The 15,453-nt window shown below is 72.2% G+C and carries 14 protein-coding genes; 3 read left to right on the top strand and 11 right to left on the bottom strand.

Annotated elements, in window-relative coordinates; all coding sequences use genetic code 11:
• Nucleotides 1–39: 39 nt before the first annotated feature.
• The gene (locus OHA91_RS22465; RefSeq protein WP_031150773.1) at nt 40–1,020 is read left to right on the top strand and encodes an acyl-CoA desaturase; all 981 of its coding nucleotides are present in this window, start codon (nt 40–42) and stop codon (nt 1,018–1,020) included.
• Nucleotides 1,020–1,688, top strand: a complete 669-nt coding sequence (locus OHA91_RS22460; protein ID WP_107056956.1) for a TetR/AcrR family transcriptional regulator — start codon at nt 1,020–1,022, stop codon at nt 1,686–1,688. Before OHA91_RS22465 ends, OHA91_RS22460 begins: the two co-directional genes overlap by 1 nt.
• Before the next feature lie 76 nt (nt 1,689–1,764).
• Here OHA91_RS22460 and OHA91_RS22455 read toward each other — a convergent pair whose 3' ends face one another.
• Together OHA91_RS22455 and OHA91_RS22450 are read right to left on the bottom strand one after the other, a co-directional pair.
• Complete coding sequence (locus tag OHA91_RS22455; RefSeq protein WP_266500682.1) at nt 1,765–2,151, bottom strand: VOC family protein; 387 nt, start codon at nt 2,149–2,151, stop codon at nt 1,765–1,767.
• A 2-nt stretch (nt 2,152–2,153) separates the two neighbouring features.
• Entirely contained in the window at nt 2,154–3,011 is an 858-nt protein-coding gene (locus OHA91_RS22450; protein ID WP_031150768.1) for a trans-aconitate 2-methyltransferase, read from the bottom strand.
• A 161-nt stretch (nt 3,012–3,172) separates the two neighbouring features.
• Between OHA91_RS22450 and OHA91_RS22445 the strand changes: the two genes are divergently transcribed.
• Nucleotides 3,173–3,670, top strand: a complete 498-nt coding sequence (locus OHA91_RS22445) for a MarR family winged helix-turn-helix transcriptional regulator (protein ID WP_030659599.1) — start codon at nt 3,173–3,175, stop codon at nt 3,668–3,670.
• Here the strand turns inward: OHA91_RS22445 and OHA91_RS22440 are convergent.
• From OHA91_RS22440 to rsmA, 9 genes are all read right to left on the bottom strand, one after another.
• The gene (locus OHA91_RS22440; protein WP_031150766.1) at nt 3,629–4,396 is read right to left on the bottom strand and encodes a response regulator transcription factor; all 768 of its coding nucleotides are present in this window, start codon (nt 4,394–4,396) and stop codon (nt 3,629–3,631) included. The two genes, OHA91_RS22445 and OHA91_RS22440, sit on opposite strands and share 42 nt — an antisense overlap.
• A 489-nt stretch (nt 4,397–4,885) precedes the next feature.
• Nucleotides 4,886–5,845 (bottom strand): UDP-glucose 4-epimerase GalE, encoded by a 960-nt coding sequence (gene galE / locus OHA91_RS22435; protein ID WP_328739844.1) that lies wholly within the window; start codon nt 5,843–5,845, stop codon nt 4,886–4,888.
• Nucleotides 5,846–5,958: 113 nt separating this feature from the next.
• The gene (locus tag OHA91_RS22430; RefSeq protein ID WP_031150762.1) at nt 5,959–6,651 is read right to left on the bottom strand and encodes a response regulator transcription factor; all 693 of its coding nucleotides are present in this window, start codon (nt 6,649–6,651) and stop codon (nt 5,959–5,961) included.
• Between the two features lie 128 nt (nt 6,652–6,779).
• Nucleotides 6,780–8,489: an outer membrane protein assembly factor BamB family protein gene (locus OHA91_RS22425; RefSeq protein ID WP_328739843.1), complete on the bottom strand. Its 1,710-nt coding sequence runs from the start codon at nt 8,487–8,489 to the stop codon at nt 6,780–6,782.
• Nucleotides 8,490–8,532: 43 nt separating this feature from the next.
• Nucleotides 8,533–10,164: an outer membrane protein assembly factor BamB family protein gene (locus OHA91_RS22420; protein ID WP_266500675.1), complete on the bottom strand. Its 1,632-nt coding sequence runs from the start codon at nt 10,162–10,164 to the stop codon at nt 8,533–8,535.
• Nucleotides 10,165–10,318: 154 nt separating this feature from the next.
• Nucleotides 10,319–12,121, bottom strand: a complete 1,803-nt coding sequence (locus OHA91_RS22415) for an ABC-F family ATP-binding cassette domain-containing protein (protein WP_031150758.1) — start codon at nt 12,119–12,121, stop codon at nt 10,319–10,321.
• Between the two features lie 28 nt (nt 12,122–12,149).
• The gene (locus tag OHA91_RS22410) at nt 12,150–13,481 is read right to left on the bottom strand and encodes an acyltransferase family protein (protein WP_266500673.1); all 1,332 of its coding nucleotides are present in this window, start codon (nt 13,479–13,481) and stop codon (nt 12,150–12,152) included.
• A 99-nt stretch (nt 13,482–13,580) separates the two neighbouring features.
• Nucleotides 13,581–14,507, bottom strand: a complete 927-nt coding sequence (locus OHA91_RS22405) for a 4-(cytidine 5'-diphospho)-2-C-methyl-D-erythritol kinase (RefSeq protein WP_031150753.1) — start codon at nt 14,505–14,507, stop codon at nt 13,581–13,583.
• On the bottom strand, nt 14,504–15,415 hold the full coding sequence (gene rsmA, locus OHA91_RS22400; RefSeq protein ID WP_031150750.1) for a 16S rRNA (adenine(1518)-N(6)/adenine(1519)-N(6))-dimethyltransferase RsmA: 912 nt from the start codon (nt 15,413–15,415) through the stop codon (nt 14,504–14,506). The genes OHA91_RS22405 and rsmA overlap by 4 nt, the downstream gene beginning before the upstream one ends.
• Between the last annotated feature and the right edge of the window lie 38 nt (nt 15,416–15,453).

Here is a 15,453-nt window from a genome sequence, read left to right as displayed (position 1 = left end):
GCGAGCCCTCCGACTTCCCTCACCCCCCAGGGGACACCCATGACCACCAGTCCGGATCTGATCGAGGGTGCCTCCGCGCCCTCCGGGAATCCTGTGCCGTCCGCGACGCTGGGCGGCGAGAGCAAGCGCTCGATCGAGCAGGTCGCCCTGCTGCTGTTCATCACCGTTCCCTTCGTGGCGCTGCTGGCGGCGGTGCCGCTGGCCTGGGGCTGGGGGGTGAGCTGGCTGGACCTGGGCCTGATGGTGTTCATGTACTTCCTGGCCTGCCACGGGATCACCATCGGTTTCCACCGCTACTTCACGCACGGTTCCTTCAAGGCGAAGCGGCCGCTCAGGATCGTGCTCGCCGTGATGGGTTCGATGGCGGTGGAGGGTCCGCTGGTGCGGTGGGTGGCGGACCACCGCAAGCACCACAAGTTCTCGGACCACGAGGGTGACCCGCATTCGCCGTGGCGGTTCGGCGAGACGGTGCCGGCACTGATGAAGGGCCTGTGGTGGGCACACATCGGCTGGCTGTTCGACGAGGAGCAGACCGATCAGCAGAAGTACGCCCCGGATCTGATCAAGGATCCGGCGATCCGGCGCATCTCGCGGGACTTCATCTGGTGGACGATCTTCTCGCTGGCGGTTCCGCCGCTGGTGGGCGGTCTGGTGACGATGTCGTGGTGGGGGGCGTTCACGGCGTTCTTCTGGGGCTCTCTGGTGCGGGTGGCGCTGTTGCACCATGTGACGTGGTCGATCAATTCGATCTGTCACGCGGTGGGCAAGCGGCCGTTCAAGTCCCGGGACCGGTCGGGCAACGTGTGGTGGCTGGCGGTGCTGTCGTGCGGTGAGTCGTGGCACAACCTGCACCACGCGGATCCGACGTCGGCGCGGCACGGCGTGCTGCGGGGGCAGGTGGATTCGAGTGCGCGGCTGATCCGCTGGTTCGAGCAGCTGGGGTGGGCCACGGACGTGCGGTGGCCCTCGGCGTCCCGGATCGATGCCCGGCGCAGGGAAAACGGGCCGAACGCGGCATGATGGGGGGCGTGGCGATCGACGGTAATTCCAGCAGCGACAAGCCCAGGCGTGGCCGCCGGGTCCGGATGACGGGCGCTGAGCGGCGCCAGCAGTTGCTGGACATCGGCCGGACCCTGTTCGCGGAGAAGGGCTTCGAGGGCACGTCGGTGGAGGAGATCGCGGCGAAGGCCGGGGTATCCAAGCCGGTGGTGTACGAGCACTTCGGCGGCAAGGAGGGGCTGTACGCGGTCGTCGTGGACCGGGAGATGCGCCAGTTGCTGGACGGGGTGACGGGCGCGCTGACGGCCGGGCATCCGCGGGAGCTGCTGGAGCAGGCGGCGTTCGCGCTGCTGGACTACATCGAGTCGTACACGGACGGTTTCCGGATCCTGGTGCGGGATTCCCCGGTCGCCCAGTCGACGGGTACGTTCGCGTCGCTGATCAGTGACATCGCCACGCAGGTGGAGGACATCCTGGGTCTGGAGTTCAAGGCCCGGGGATTCGATCCGAAGCTGGCTCCGCTGTACGCGCAGGCGCTGGTCGGGATGGTGGCGCTGACGGGTCAGTGGTGGCTGGACGTGCGCAAGCCCAAGAAGGCCGAGGTGGCGGCGCACCTGGTGAACCTGGCGTGGCACGGGCTGGACGGGCTGGAGTCGAAGCCTCAGCTGGTGGGCCGCCGCAAGAGCTAGGTCCCGTTCGCGGGCGGTACGACGGCGCCCCGCCACCGGTGTCCGGTGGCGGGGCGCCGTCGTTTCGTGCGGGGGCCTACCGCTCGGGTGCGGCTGCGTCCGCGTCGATGGGTTCCAGGAACTCGAGCCGGTTGCCCACGGGGTCCTCGGAGTAGAAGCGGCGGTGGCCCGGGAGGTTCTCGTCCCAGACGACCTTGGCGCCCCGCCCCTCAAGTCTCTGCGCGTACGCCGCGATGCCGGTGACCCGTAGTCCGGGGTGCGCCTTGCGGGCGGGCCGGAAGTCGTCCTCGACGCCGAGGTGCAGTTGTACGGGGCCGGCGGCGAACCAGCAGCCTCCGCGGGCGGCGAGGACGGGCGGTTTGGGGATCTCTGTCATGCCCAGGACGTCGGCGTAGTAGGCGCGGAGCCGGTCCTCGGAGTCCGGCGGCGCGGCGAGTTGGACGTGGTCGACTGCGGTGAGCACGGTCAGACCTCCTTGCGGGCTACGGCGAAGATCCTTCGGAACGGGAAGACGGTTCCGCGCGGCCCGCTCGGGTAGGCCGTGCGCAGCCGGTCGCGGTATTCGGTGAGGAAGGCGTCGACGGCTTCCCGGTCGTCGCCGAGGGCGGTGAGGACGGGCCGCAGGGCGGTGCCCTTGACCCAGTCGAGCACGGGGTCGGGTCCTTGCAGGAGCTGGTGGTAGGTGGTCTCCCAGACGTCGGCTTCGCAGCCGAGCGCGGTGAACCGGGCGAGGTATTCGGCAGGTTCGAGAAGGTGGATGTAGCGGGCGCCGTGGCCGGCGAGCCGGGACCGCCAGCGCGGGGTGTCGCAGAGTTCCGCGAGCAGGGCGTGGCTGGGGGCGGTGAAGTTGCCGGGGATCTGGAAGGCGAAGGTGCCGCCGGGGCGCAGGCCGTTGATCCAGGCCCCGAAGGAGCCGGGGTGGCCGGGGACCCACTGCAGGGCGGCGTTGGAGACGATCAGGTCGTAGGGCTCCTCGGGGAGCCAGCCGGCGATGTCCCCGTGGCGGAAGTCGAGGCTGCCGCCGCCGGCGGTGGGGCCGGCGTACTGCTCGGTGGCGCGCTGGAGCATCTCCGGCGAGAGGTCGAAGCCGGTGATGGCGGCCTCGGGCCAGCGGGTCGCGAGGAGCTCGGTGACGTTGCCGGGGCCGCAGCCGAGGTCGGCGATGCGGGCGGGGCTGGTGGGGAGCTCGGGTATGCGCGCGAGCAGATCGAGGAAGGGCCGGGCGCGGTGGCCCGCGTGCCGGAGGTACTGCTGGGGGTCCCAGGTGGGTGCGGAGGGCGCGGTGGACGTGGGGGTCCCTGCGTGCGCGGTATCGGAATACATGTTCGAGCCTCCCTGCTGGCGGGGCGGTCGGAAGCGGAATCTGTTCCGGCCCCCTCCATGCCCCATGCTCGCTTCATTTATATCTCGATGTCAAGATACTCGTGGTCGAGATACTCGGGATGAAGAGACTTCACATCGACAGACCCCTTACACTGATCGGCATGGAGGACGAGGTCGACCGACTGGTGGCGGCATGGCGGCGGGAGCGCCCTGACCTCGACGTGGAACCGCTCGAGGTACTGAGCCGCGTCAGCAGGCTCGCGCGCCATCTCGACCGCGCCCGCAGGCTGGCGTTCTCCGAGCACGGCCTGGAGCCTTGGGAGTTCGACGTCCTGACGTCGCTGCGCCGCGCCGGCGCCCCCTACCAGCTCTCCCCCGGCCAGCTGTTGACCCAGACCCTGGTCACCTCCGGCACCATGACCAACCGCATCGACCGGCTCGCCAAGAAGGGCCTCGTCGAACGGCTCCCCGACCCCAGCGACCGCCGGGGTGTCCTGGTGCGGCTCACCCCCGAGGGCCGGGACCGCGCCGACCAGGCCCTCGCCGGGCTGCTGGCCCAGGAACGGGCGATCCTGGCCCAGCTCTCGCAGAGTCAGCGCGGTGACCTCGCCGGGCTGCTACGCCAGTTGACCGCTCCGTTCGACAACATCCCCGGCTAGGTCGGCGGGTCGTACGCCGGCCCGCCGGGCCAGCGCCACCGCGGCCAGCGTGGAGTGCACTCCGAGCTTGCCCAGCACGTTCTGCATGTGGGTGCGGACCGTGTGCGGGGACAGGAACAGCCGCGCCGCCACGTCCTTGCGGCCCAGCCCCGCCACCATGCAGCGCAGCACCTCGTGTTCGCGCGGGGTGAGGGACTCCACGAGCCGTTCGCTGTCGGTGCGGTGCTTGCGCGCCGCGGTCAGCTCCCGGAGTACCCCGGTGAGCAGTGCGGGCGGGAGGTGGGTCTCCTCCCGCAGGACCCCTCGGACGACGGCCAGCAGCCGCGACAGCGAGCAGTCCTTGGCCACCCAGCCCGAGGCCCCCGCCTGCAGGGCGAGAGCGGCCCGGCGCGGGTCGTCGCGCTCGGCGAGGACGACCGTACGGACCCCGGGGTGGGCCACCCGTACCCCGGCCACCAGCGCGATCCCGTCGGGGCCGGACGGGGGCGGCCCCGCCCCCGGCTCCCGCTGGGCGGGCACGGCCCCGGCGACCGTGCCGAGATCGGCGTCGACCAGCAGGACGTCGAAGCGGCGGCCCTCGGCCACCGCGCGTTCGAGGCAGCGCAGCGCGGCGGGGCCGCTGCCGGCCGCGGACACGTCCACGTCCGGCTCGGCCGCGAGCGCGGCTGCGAGCGATTCGGCGAAGATGCGGTGATCGTCGACGACGAGAACCCGGATACGAACCACAAAACCCCCAAGGGTAGGGGAACGGACGACGGCGGGTACGGCGCCAGGACCGGGTGATCCGCAGCCCCCGGCCGCCGCCGAGACATATCTGCACTACCCCGGACCGGACGCCGTACCCGACTTGTCTCGACCCCTGAATCAACACCGGCCCCCACCGGTGTCACGCATCAGCGTAGGGCCGGGGGCGGCTCGCGGTTGGCCGAATAGCAGAAGTTTTCCCCGCGGATTTCAGGAGTGTGCGTTCCGAAGGGGCTCGGCCGTGGCTTGAAATCGCCTGAATCGGAGGGCTGTGGGACGTCTTACGCGCGGGCGCGTGCCATCGGCAGTTGCACGGGGGGCATTTCACCCGGCGTGTGCACGCCGGGCGCCCGCGCGCAGCGCCCGGCCGCGGCGCGCGGCCCCGACCAACACGCCCCCGCCGGGCGCACCCTGCTGCGGGGCGCCCGGGCCCGACGGCACCGCTGCGCTGGCGAAACCGGGCCTCGAAAATCAGGAGGTGTGGTTGCGGGCGAAGTTCCACGCGTCCTGGATGATGCCGGTCAGGTCCGGGCGGTTCGGGGTCCAGCCGAGGCGCTCGTGGGCCGTGCGGGCGGAGGCGACGAGCATGGCCGGGTCGCCGGCCCGGCGCGGGGCGACCACCTCGGGGATCTCGCGGCCGGTGACCTTGCGGACGGTCTCGATGACCTCGCGGACCGAGAACCCGCTGCCGTTGCCCAGGTTGCAGATCAGGTGCTCCCCGGCGGTGGCGGCGCGCAGGGCGGCCAGGTGGGCCTCCGCGAGGTCGGCCACGTGGATGTAGTCGCGTACGCAGGTGCCGTCCGGGGTCGGGTAGTCCTCGCCGAACACCGAGATCGACTCGCGCTCGCCGAGCGCGACCTGGAGGACCAGCGGGATCAGGTGCGTCTCGGGGCTGTGCCGCTCGCCGAACTCGCCGTAGGCACCGGCCACGTTGAAGTAGCGCAGGGACACCGCGGCCAGACCGTGCGCCACGCACTCGCCCGCGATCATGTGGTCGACGGCGAGCTTGGAGGCGCCGTACGGGTTGGTCGGCGCGGTCACCGAGGCCTCGGTGAGCAGGCCCTCGGTCGGCTCGCCGTAGGTGGCGGCGGTGGAGGAGAAGACGAGGCGGCGCACGCCGGCCTCGCGCATCGCGGCCAGCAGGGCGAGGGTGCCGCCGACGTTGTTCTCCCAGTACTTGCCCGGGTTCACGACGGACTCGCCGACCTGCGAGGAGGCCGCGAAGTGGAGCACCGCGTCGTAGGAGGGGTCGATGTGGCGGGCGGCGTCCTGGATCCGGCCCTCGACGAAGGTGGCGCCGGCGGGGACGCCCACGCGGAAGCCCGTGCTGAGGTCGTCGAGGACGGTGACCTCGTGGCCGGCCTCCAGGAGGTGGGCCGCGACCACGCTGCCGACATATCCGGCGCCACCGGTTACCAGGTACTTGCTCACTCGACTACTGCCTCTCGCGGGGGACCACGCGCGTGTGGGTGCGCGTGCTTGGGCACTGGCTTACCCGATGCGGCGCCCGCGGGGGAAATCGGCGGCCCCCGGCCGCCGGCCGGTCAGCCCTGCGTCGCGGTGGACGACGGCGCGGGCAGGGCCCGGTCGAGCAGGCCGGTACGGGCGGCCAGCGCGGCCGCCTCCAGCCGCGATCCGACGCCCAGCTTCATCAGGACCCGCTGTACGTGCGTACGGGCGGTGCTGGGGGCGATCGCCATGCCGGCGGCGATCAGCCGGGTGTCCTCGCCCTCGGCGACCCGCACCAGCACCTCCACCTCGCGCGGGGTGAGCAGCCGCAGCAGCCGGCCGGCTTCGTCGTCGGGCTGGACCGCGGGGTTCAGGAGCTCCGCGAAGGCCCCCTGGAGCAGTTGCGGGGCGATCGCCGCCTCTCCCGCCCTCGCCTTGGCCAGCGCCCGCTCCACGCCCTCGATGCGCTCGTCCTGGCGTACGTATCCGCAGGCGCCGGCGGCGAAGGCGGCGGCGATACCGCGCGGGCTGGGCACCGGGCCGAGGACGACCACGGCGATCTGGGGGCGCTCCCGCTTGATGCGGGCGACGGGCTCGAAGACCCCGGGCTCGGCGGGGGTGGCGGTGCCCAGGAGGCAGACCTCCGGGGCGCGGCTGATGACGAGCTCGGCGGCTCCGGCCGCCGGGGCCGCGGCCGCCAGTACCCGGTGGCCGCGCAGTTTCAGGGCAGAGGCCAGTGCCTCGGCCAGCAGCCGGTGGTCGTCGACCACCACGACGCGTACGCCCATTGAGGAACCCACCCCCCACCCTTCTGACCCGGCAAGCTACACGCTTGTTCGACGGTGCGAGGGGGATACCGCGCAGAAGCCCCCGATCGGTGCGTACCGTTCGGGGGCTTCGGGCGGTGCTGTACGGGTCAGCTCGCGGTGAACGAGACGAACAGGTATTCCGGGTCGGTCGAGTACGGCTTGCTGACGTTCTGCTTGGACATGAAGAGCTTGCCGCCCCGGTAGCGCAGCTCGGAGGAGAACTCGGGCGAGAAGGAGGTCTCGGCGCGCCGGATGTCCTTGTCGGCGGGGTTCTCCATGAGGAGGGTCTCCTTCATCGTCTTGCCGTCGATGCTGACGATCTGGCCGCCCTTGTCGTACGGGGGGACCTTGTAGGCGATGATGTTCGACCCGTCCATGCGCAGCGGGTACATGGTGTACCGCTCGCCCGCGTCGGCGCGGTCGGTGGTCTGCTTGCCGGTCTCCAGGTCGAAGGAGAGCAGCTCGTTGGTGCGGCCGGTCGGGGACTGGCCCTGGTGCTCGGCGGAGGGCACGTAGATCTTGCCGTTGCCGACGACCATGTTCGCGCACTTCTCGACGTCGGTGGAGGCGCACTTGGCGGCGAAGGTGCCGGCGGCGAGCGGGATGCGCGCCTTCAGCTCGCCCTTGGGGTCGACGACGAACAGGTCGCTGACGCCCTTGCCGCCCTTGGCGTTGTCGCCGACGTCGGCCGCCACCACGAAGGGCTTGGTGGAGACGATGTGCGCGTACTCGATGCCCTGGGAGAGCTTGTACGAGGCGATGGGCGCGCCCGTGGCGGGGTCGAGGATCTGCGCGTTCAGGGTGTAGTTGGGGTGCTGGCCGCACTTGCGGATGACGCCGAGGGCCTCGCCTCCGGCGTAGCCGGTGTCGCGGCAGCTCTCGCCGTCGACCTTGGGCTGCCAGAGGTTCTTGCCGTCGGCGAGGTTCCAGGCGGCGCCGCCGCCGGAGACGCCGGCCGCGGCGACGGTCATGCCGCTGAGGGTGACCTCGGAGAAGTGGACGGGCTTGTCCCCGCCGTTGGCGCTCTTGACGCTGCCGGACCAGGCGAGCTTGCCGGCCTCCAGGTCGATGACGCCGACCTCGGTGCACGGCGGGTACTTGTTCTCGGCCGTGGGCTGGGCGGGCCGGAAGAGGACTGCGGTCTTGTTCTCGCTGACGTGGTGCGTGGCGCCGCAGATCTCGCCCGTGAGCGGGACCTCCCACTTCTTGCCGCCGTCGACGAGGTTGTAGCCGACGACCTTCGACACGTCTGACTTGACGTAGGTGGTGTCGGTCAGCCAGGAGCCGTTGACGGACACGATGTCGGTGACGGCGGGGGCCGGCTGGTTGTAGAGGGTCTTCGACTTGGGGTTGCCGGGGACCTTCTCGGTGCCGGGCGCGGAGGCCTGGTTCTTGTCGCCGCCCGGGGAGGCGCTGGGGTCGCTCTGCGCGGTGGTCCCGCCGTCGCCGTCGCCGGAGGCGTACCAGAGGCCGCCGCCGACGATGAGGACGATGGCCAGGAGGGCCGCGCCGACGATCATCAGCTGGGTGCGCTTGTCCCCGCCGCCACCGCCGGCCGGGGGCTGGGCGGGGGGCAGGGGCGCGCCGTACTGGGCGGGCCCGGCGGGCTGCTGCGGGTAGCCGTAGCCGGGGTCGGGCTGCGGGTAGCCGTACGCGGGTTGCCCGGCCGGCGGCTGCGGGGCTGCGGCGGGCGGTCCGGGCGGCGGCGAGGGCGGTCCGGCGGGCGGCGTGGGCGCTCCGAACCCGCCCGGCGGGGGATCCTGCGGCGCTCCGAAGCCGCCGGACGGCGGCTGGCTGGGGGGCGGCGGGGTACTCATCGGTTGCTGTTGCCTCTCGGTGGACGGCTCGTTGGGCGGGTGTTCACTTGCCGAAGACCATCAGGAGCTTCTCGTCCTTGTCCTGGGCGAGCAGGCGGGTCGTGGAGATGAAGAAGCGCCCGTCGGAGTAGTCGACCTCCGGGGAGTAGAAGGAGCTCTCGATCGGCGCGGAGGGGCCCGACGGGTGGCGCAGGAGTGCGGTCGGGGTGCTGCCGTCGGCGGGGATCGAGACGACCTCGCCGCCCTGGTTGGGTTCGGCCTTGCGGTAGGCGATGAGCTGCCCGTTCGCGGCCTTGAGCGGCTCCAGGGTGCGGCCCTCGCCCGCCGGCACGCGCCACTTGGCCTTGCCGGTGTTCAGGTCGAAGGCGACGATCTCGTTGGCCTTGCCGAGGTCCACCTTGGTGGGCAGGTAGAGGGCGCCCGCGTCGACGACGGCGGTGGCGCAGCCCTGGAGGGAGTCGTCGTGGCTCTCGCTGCACTCGGCCGAGAAGTTGCCCTCGCCGGAGAGCGTGGTGCGCTGCTTGCCGTCGGGTCCGAGGACCACGATGGAGCTCTCCTTGGTGGAGGTGTTCGTGAGGTGGAGGACGATCGGGTCGAGGCCGTAGACCCGGGCGACCTTCCAGCCCTTGGGAAGCCGGTAGGTCCACGTCTTCTTGCCGGTGACCGGGTCGGCGTCCTGGACCTCGACGGTGCTGTCCTTGTCGAAGCAGGTGGCGACGCCGATCATCTTGCCGTTGCCTGCGGCGTAGGCGCCGGGCACACAGCCCTCGGCGGGGCTGGCGAAGAGCTTCTCGCCGTCGCTGATCCTGAAGGCGGTGGCGCGGGTGAGCCGGTTGACGGTGACGGTGTCCCCGATCAGGGCCAGGCTGGGGTCGAGGAACACGTCGAAGGCGCTCTCCTTGGCCACCTCCTTCGTCCAGCCCTCCTTGCCCGCCTTGAGGTCGATCAGCTTGATCTGGTTGCAGTTGGCGGTCTCCGAAGGGCCGTCCGCGTACATGACGACGGTCTTGCCGTCGTCGGTGGTCCGCTTGGTCATGCCGCAGATGTCGGCAGGCAAGGTGATCGTCCACTTCTCCTTGCCGTCGGCGACCGCGTAGCCCTTGATCGTCTTGCCGACGGTCTTGGCGACGGTGTCGCCCACGACCCACTGGCCACGGGTGGCCACTCCGGCGCCCGGGCCGTCGATCTTGGTGGTCTTGAGCCAGAGGACCTTGTCCTCGCCCTGCTTGCGGCCGGCGTTGAGGTCGGTCTGCTGGTTGCCGCCGGGGCCGCTGCCGTCGCCCTTGTCCACGGACGGGGAGCCGGAGGGCTTCGCGTCGCCGGACTCCTGGGCGACGGGCTCCTTCGGGTCCTCACCGCCGGAGCCGAAGGCCAGGTAGCCGGCGCCGCCGAGCACGAGGGCGGCGGCGACCGCGCCGGCGATGAGCAGGGCCGTCTTCTTCTTCGGCGGCATTCCGGGTGCGCCGGGCGCGGGCGGCTGCAGGCCGTGCGCCGGGTACGCCGGGACGGTGGGCGGCTGCGGCGCGTGGCCGGGCTGCTGGGGGTACGCGGGCGCCCCCGCGTACGGGTTCGCGCCCTGCTGCGGATACCCGTAGGACTGCTGCGGGGGCCCGGGGAGGTGTCCGTAACCGGAAGGTGTCGGCGGCTGGTTCGGCGGCTGGGGCGGCTCGGTCATCAGCGCACTTTCGACTTCGGGGGGGGCGGGGAGAATGACCTTTCTATCACTGACACCGCGCATACAACGGACCGGTCCGCCCCCTGTTCCCAAGGGAGGACCGGCCCGTGATGCCGCCGTTATCCGGCCAGTTGGCCCCGAGGACCGACGGAATCTAGGACTCCTCGGCCAGCTCCAGCCAGCGCATCTCCAATTCGTCGCGGTCGGCGAGAAGTTCGCGCAGTTCCGCGTCGAGCTTGGCCACCTTGTCGTAGTCGGTGGAGTGCTCGGCGATCTGCGCGTGCAGGTTCCCCTCGCGGTCGGCGAGCTTGTTCAGCTGCCGCTCGATCTTCTGGAGCTCCTTCTTCGCGGCGCGCGAGTCGCCCGACGAGGTGGACTTCGCCGCGGCGGCGGCCGGTGCGGGCGCCGGGGCGGCCGCCTCGATCATCCGCTGCCGGCGTTCCAGGTACTCGTCCAGACCGCGCGGCAGCATGCGCAGGCTCGCGTCGCCGAGCAGCGCCATCACGGTGTCGGTGGTGCGCTCGATGAAGAACCGGTCGTGGGAGATCACGATCATCGAGCCGGGCCAGCCGTCGAGGAGGTCCTCCAGCTGGGTCAGGGTCTCGATGTCGAGGTCGTTGGTGGGCTCGTCGAGGAAGAGGACGTTGGGCTCGTCCATCAGCAGGCGCAGGATCTGCAGTCGGCGCCGCTCGCCGCCGGAGAGGTCGCCGACCGGCGTCCACTGCTTCTCCTTGGTGAAGCCGAACTGCTCGCAGAGCTGGCCCGCCGTCATCTCGCGGCCCTTGCCGAGGTCGACGCGGTCGCGGACGCGCTGGACGGCCTCCAGGACCCGCAGGGACGGGTCGAGTTCGCCGACCTCCTGGGAGAGGTAGGCCAGCTTTACGGTCTTGCCGACGATGACCTGGCCCGCGGCGGGCTGGGTGTCGCCCTGGGTGCGGGCGGCCTCGGCGAGGGCGCGCAGCAGGGAGGTCTTGCCGGCGCCGTTGACGCCGACGAGGCCGACGCGGTCGCCGGGGCCCAGGTGCCAGGTGAGGTGCTTGAGGAGGGTCTTGGGGCCGGCCTGGACGGTGACGTCCTCGAGGTCGAAGACGGTCTTGCCGAGGCGGGCGTTGGCGAAGCGCATCAGCTCGGACTTGTCGCGCGGCGGCGGCACGTCGGCGATGAGCTCGTTGGCGGCCTCGATGCGGTAGCGCGGCTTGGAGGTGCGGGCGGGGGCGCCGCGGCGCAGCCAGGCGAGCTCCTTGCGCATCAGGTTCTGGCGCTTGGTCTCCTCGGTGGCGGCGATGCGTTCGCGCTCGGCGCGGGCGAAGACGTAGTCGCTGTAGCCGCCCTCGTACTCGAAGACGTCGCCGCGCTGGACGTCCCACATGCGGGTGCAGACCTGGTCGAGGAACCAGCGGTCGTGGGTGACGCAGACGAGTGCGGAGCGGCGCGTCTGGAGGTGGCCGGCCAGCCAGGAGATGCCCTCGACGTCGAGGTGGTTGGTGGGCTCGTCGAGGATCAGGAGGTCCTGGTCGGCGATGAGGAGCTTGGCGAGGGCGATGCGGCGGCGCTCGCCGCCGGAGAGCGGGCCGATGACGGTGTCGAGGCCCTGGTTGAAGCCGGGCAGGTCGAGGCCGCCGAAGAGTCCGGTGAGGACGTCGCGGATCTTGGAGTTGCCGGCCCACTCGTGGTCGGCCATGTCGCCGATGATCTCGTGGCGGACGGTCGCCGCGGGGTCGAGGGAGTCGTGCTGGGTGAGGACGCCCATGCGCAGGCCGCCGGACTGGGTGACGCGTCCGCTGTCGGGCTCCTCCAGCTTGGCGAGCATCCGGATGAGGGTGGTCTTGCCGTCGCCGTTGCGGCCGACGACGCCGATCCGGTCCCCCTCGGACACGCCGAGGGAGATACCGTCCAGCAGGGTACGTGTGCCGTACACCTTGCTGACTGCCTCGACATTGACCAGATTGACGGCCATCAGACGCGCTCCAGGGAAAGGGTGTGGATCAGCCCCTCAGCCTAACCCTCCGGGCCGGGGCTGACCGTTCCACCAGCCAGGCGCCTCCCAGTGCCATGGCGATCGCGGCGGGTGCGGTGACCGGGACGGCGATGAGCGTGGCGCTGTGGCCGTCGAGGAGGCCGCCGAGCCCGGTCATGGACAGGCCGAGGACGCCCAGGAGGCACAGGGTGATCCCGAGGGCGGCGACGGGGCCGGCGGTCGTTCCCGCGGGGTCGGCCGGGCGGGCGGGCGCGGGGGCCTCGAAGCGGCGCAGGAGGGCGACGAACACGCCGGTCAGCGCGGCCGCGGCGAGGATCCGTACGGGGACCTGCGCCCACCAGGCGGCGGTGGCGGGTGCCGGCAGGTCCATGCCGAGGGCGAGCTGGGCCCCGTACACGGCGAGCATGGCGGTGAGGTGCCAGAGGAAGGCGGTCATGGCGACCCCGTTGGCGGTGACGACCGCACGCCACACGCGGGGGCGCTCCAGCCACGCGCCGACGGGCCGGGCGGCGAGCTGCACGGCGCCGACGAGCCACAGGCCGTGGCAGAGCAGGGCCAGGGTGGGCGGGGCCATGTTGGAGACCTTCTCGCCGGGCATCCCGACCATGGACAGCGGGTACGGGCCGCAGGCGACCAGCAGCGCGGCCCCGGCGAGGCCGGTGGCGGCGAGGACGGCGGGCCGGCGGATGCGCCCGTCGGCGCGCAGGAAGCCGAGCTGGTGGACGGCGAGCCATACGAGGGCGAAGTTCAGGAACTCCACGTAGGGGACGCCGAGCGCGAAGCGCAGTACGTCGACCAGTGCGGCGGCGCCGGCGAGCGCGGCGAAGGCCGCCCAGCCGTGGCGTTCGTGGAGCTTCAGCAGCGGCGGGGTGAAGGCGACCATGGCCAGGTAGATCCCGATGAACCACAGAGGCTGGGTGACCAGCCGCAGGGCGGCGCCGGTCAGCGGGCCGTCACCGCGGCCGGCGAGCTGCACGGCGAACGCGACGGCTGCCCACACCAGGACGAAGGCGAGGGTGGGGCGCAGCAGTCGGCGCAACCGGGCCCGCAGGAAGGCGGCGTAGACGGAGCCTTCGGTGCGGCGGGCCAGGGAGCGGTAGGAGAGGGCGTGCGAGAAGCCTCCGACGAAGAAGAAGACGGGCATGATCTGCAGCCCCCAGGTGAGGACCTGGAGGGCGGGCACGAGGGCGAGCAGGTTCCCTATGCCGTCGCTGCTGACCGCGGCCATCAGCCAGTGCCCGGCGATGACGGTGCCGAGCGAGGCGACGCGCAGCAGGTCGACGTACCGGTCGCGGCCGGCGGGGGTGGCGGCGGCCATGTCGCGTGCGCTGACTGTCATGGCTCCACGATGTCCGCCGCCCCGGCCCCGCCGACAGGGTGCGGATACTCAGGTTCCGGCCTGAGTAGGCCAGCATGGGGGATCCGGGGCTCCGCGGGCTCAGGACGGCAGGACCGTGGCGCCCGGGGCGGGGGACGAGGCCGTGTGGGTGGCGCGGCAGGTGCCCGAGGCGTTGAGGGCGGCGGCGACCTTGGCGGCGGCTTCCTCGTCCGCGGCGAGGAAGGCCGTGGTGGGGCCCGAGCCGGAGACCAGGGCGGCGAGGGCGCCGGCGCCGAGGCCCGCGTCCAGCGTCGCCTGCAGGGACGGCCGCAGCGAGAGGGCGGCCGGCTGGAGGTCGTTGGCCAGGGTGGCGGCCAGGGCGTCCGGGTCGCCGGAGGCGAGGGCGGCGAGGAGGGCCGGGGAGGCCTGCGGCTCCGGGACCACCACGTCGGCGGTGAGGCGGTCGAACTCGCGGAAGACGGCCGGGGTGGACAGGCCGCCGTCGGCCACCGCGAACACCCAGTGGAAGGTGCCGGCGGTCACCGGGGTGAGGACCTCGCCGCGGCCGGTGCCGAGCGCGGCGCCGCCGACGAGGCTGAAGGGGACGTCGCTGCCGAGCTCCGCGCAGATGTCGAGGAGTTCCTCGCGCGGGGTGTCCAGGCCCCACAGGGTGTCGCAGGCGAGCAGGGCCGCGGCGCCGTCGGCGCTGCCGCCGGCCATGCCGCCCGCGACCGGGATGCGCTTGGCGATGTGCAGGTGGACCAGGGGGGCGAGGCCGCGCCGGGCGGCGAGGATCTCGGCCGCCCGCGCCGCGAGGTTGGTGCGGTCCAGCGGGACCTTGTCGGCGTCCGGGCCCTCGCAGGTCACCGTCAGCGCGTCGGCCGGGGTCGCCGTCACCTCGTCGAAGAGGGAGACGGCGAGGAAGACGTTGGCCAGGCCGTGGAAGCCGTCGGGGCGGGCCGCGCCCACCGCCAGCTGGACGTTGACCTTCGCGGGGACCCGTACGGTGACGGGCGTGGTGCGCGTGCTCTCGGGGCGCGTGCTCACAGTGCGGGCCTCTCCGGGGCGGGCTTGTGCTCGGCGATCGCGGCGAACTCCTCCACCGTCAGGGACTCTCCGCGGGCCTGCGGGGAGACGCCTGCGGCGACCAGCGCGGCCTCGGCGCGGGCCGCCGAGCCGGCCCAGCCGGCCAGTGCGGCGCGCAGGGTCTTGCGGCGCTGCGCGAACGCGGCGTCGACGACCGCGAAGACCTCTTCCTTCGAGGCGGTGGTCTTGATCGGCTCGGTGCGGCGCACGAGGGAGACGAGCCCGGAGTCGACGTTGGGGGCGGGCCAGAACACCTTGCGGCCGATGGCTCCGGCGCGCTTGACGTGCGCGTACCAGTTGGCCTTGACGGAGGGCACCCCGTAGACCTTGTTGCCGGGCTCGGCGGCGAGCCGGTCGGCGACCTCGGCCTGGACCATGACGAGGGTCCGCTCGATGCTCGGGAAGCGGTCGAGCATGGTCAGCAGGACGGGCACCGCCACGTTGTACGGCAGGTTCGCCACCAGCGCGGTCGGCGCCGGGCCGGGCAGCTCGGTGACCAGCATCGCGTCGGAGTGGACCAGCGCGAAGCGGTCCTTCTTCGCGGGCATGCGGGCCTCGATGGTGGCGGGCAGGGCGGCCGCCAGGATGTCGTCGATCTCGACGGCGACGACCCGGTCCGCGGCCTCCAGCAGCGCGAGCGTCAGCGAGCCCAGGCCGGGGCCGACCTCGACGACGACGTCGTCCGGGCGGACCTCGGCGGTGCGCACGATCCGGCGCACCGTGTTGGCGTCGATGACGAAGTTCTGCCCCTTCTGCTTCGTCGGGCGTACGCCGAGGGCGGCGGCCAGTTCCCTGACGTCGGCGGGGCCGAGGAGGGCGTCGGGGGTGCTGGGCGCGGGGTTATCGGGCTGCTGCTCTGCGGTGCTCACCGGTAAAGCGTCTCAGATCGGCCGAGTGGTCCCGACGA

Origin of the sequence: Streptomyces erythrochromogenes (assembly GCF_036170895.1) — a bacterium.
Taxonomy (GTDB): Bacteria; Actinomycetota; Actinomycetes; order Streptomycetales; family Streptomycetaceae; genus Streptomyces; species Streptomyces erythrochromogenes.
The sequence above is the reverse complement of the archived record's forward strand: the minus strand, read 5'-3'. Positions and strand labels throughout refer to the sequence as shown.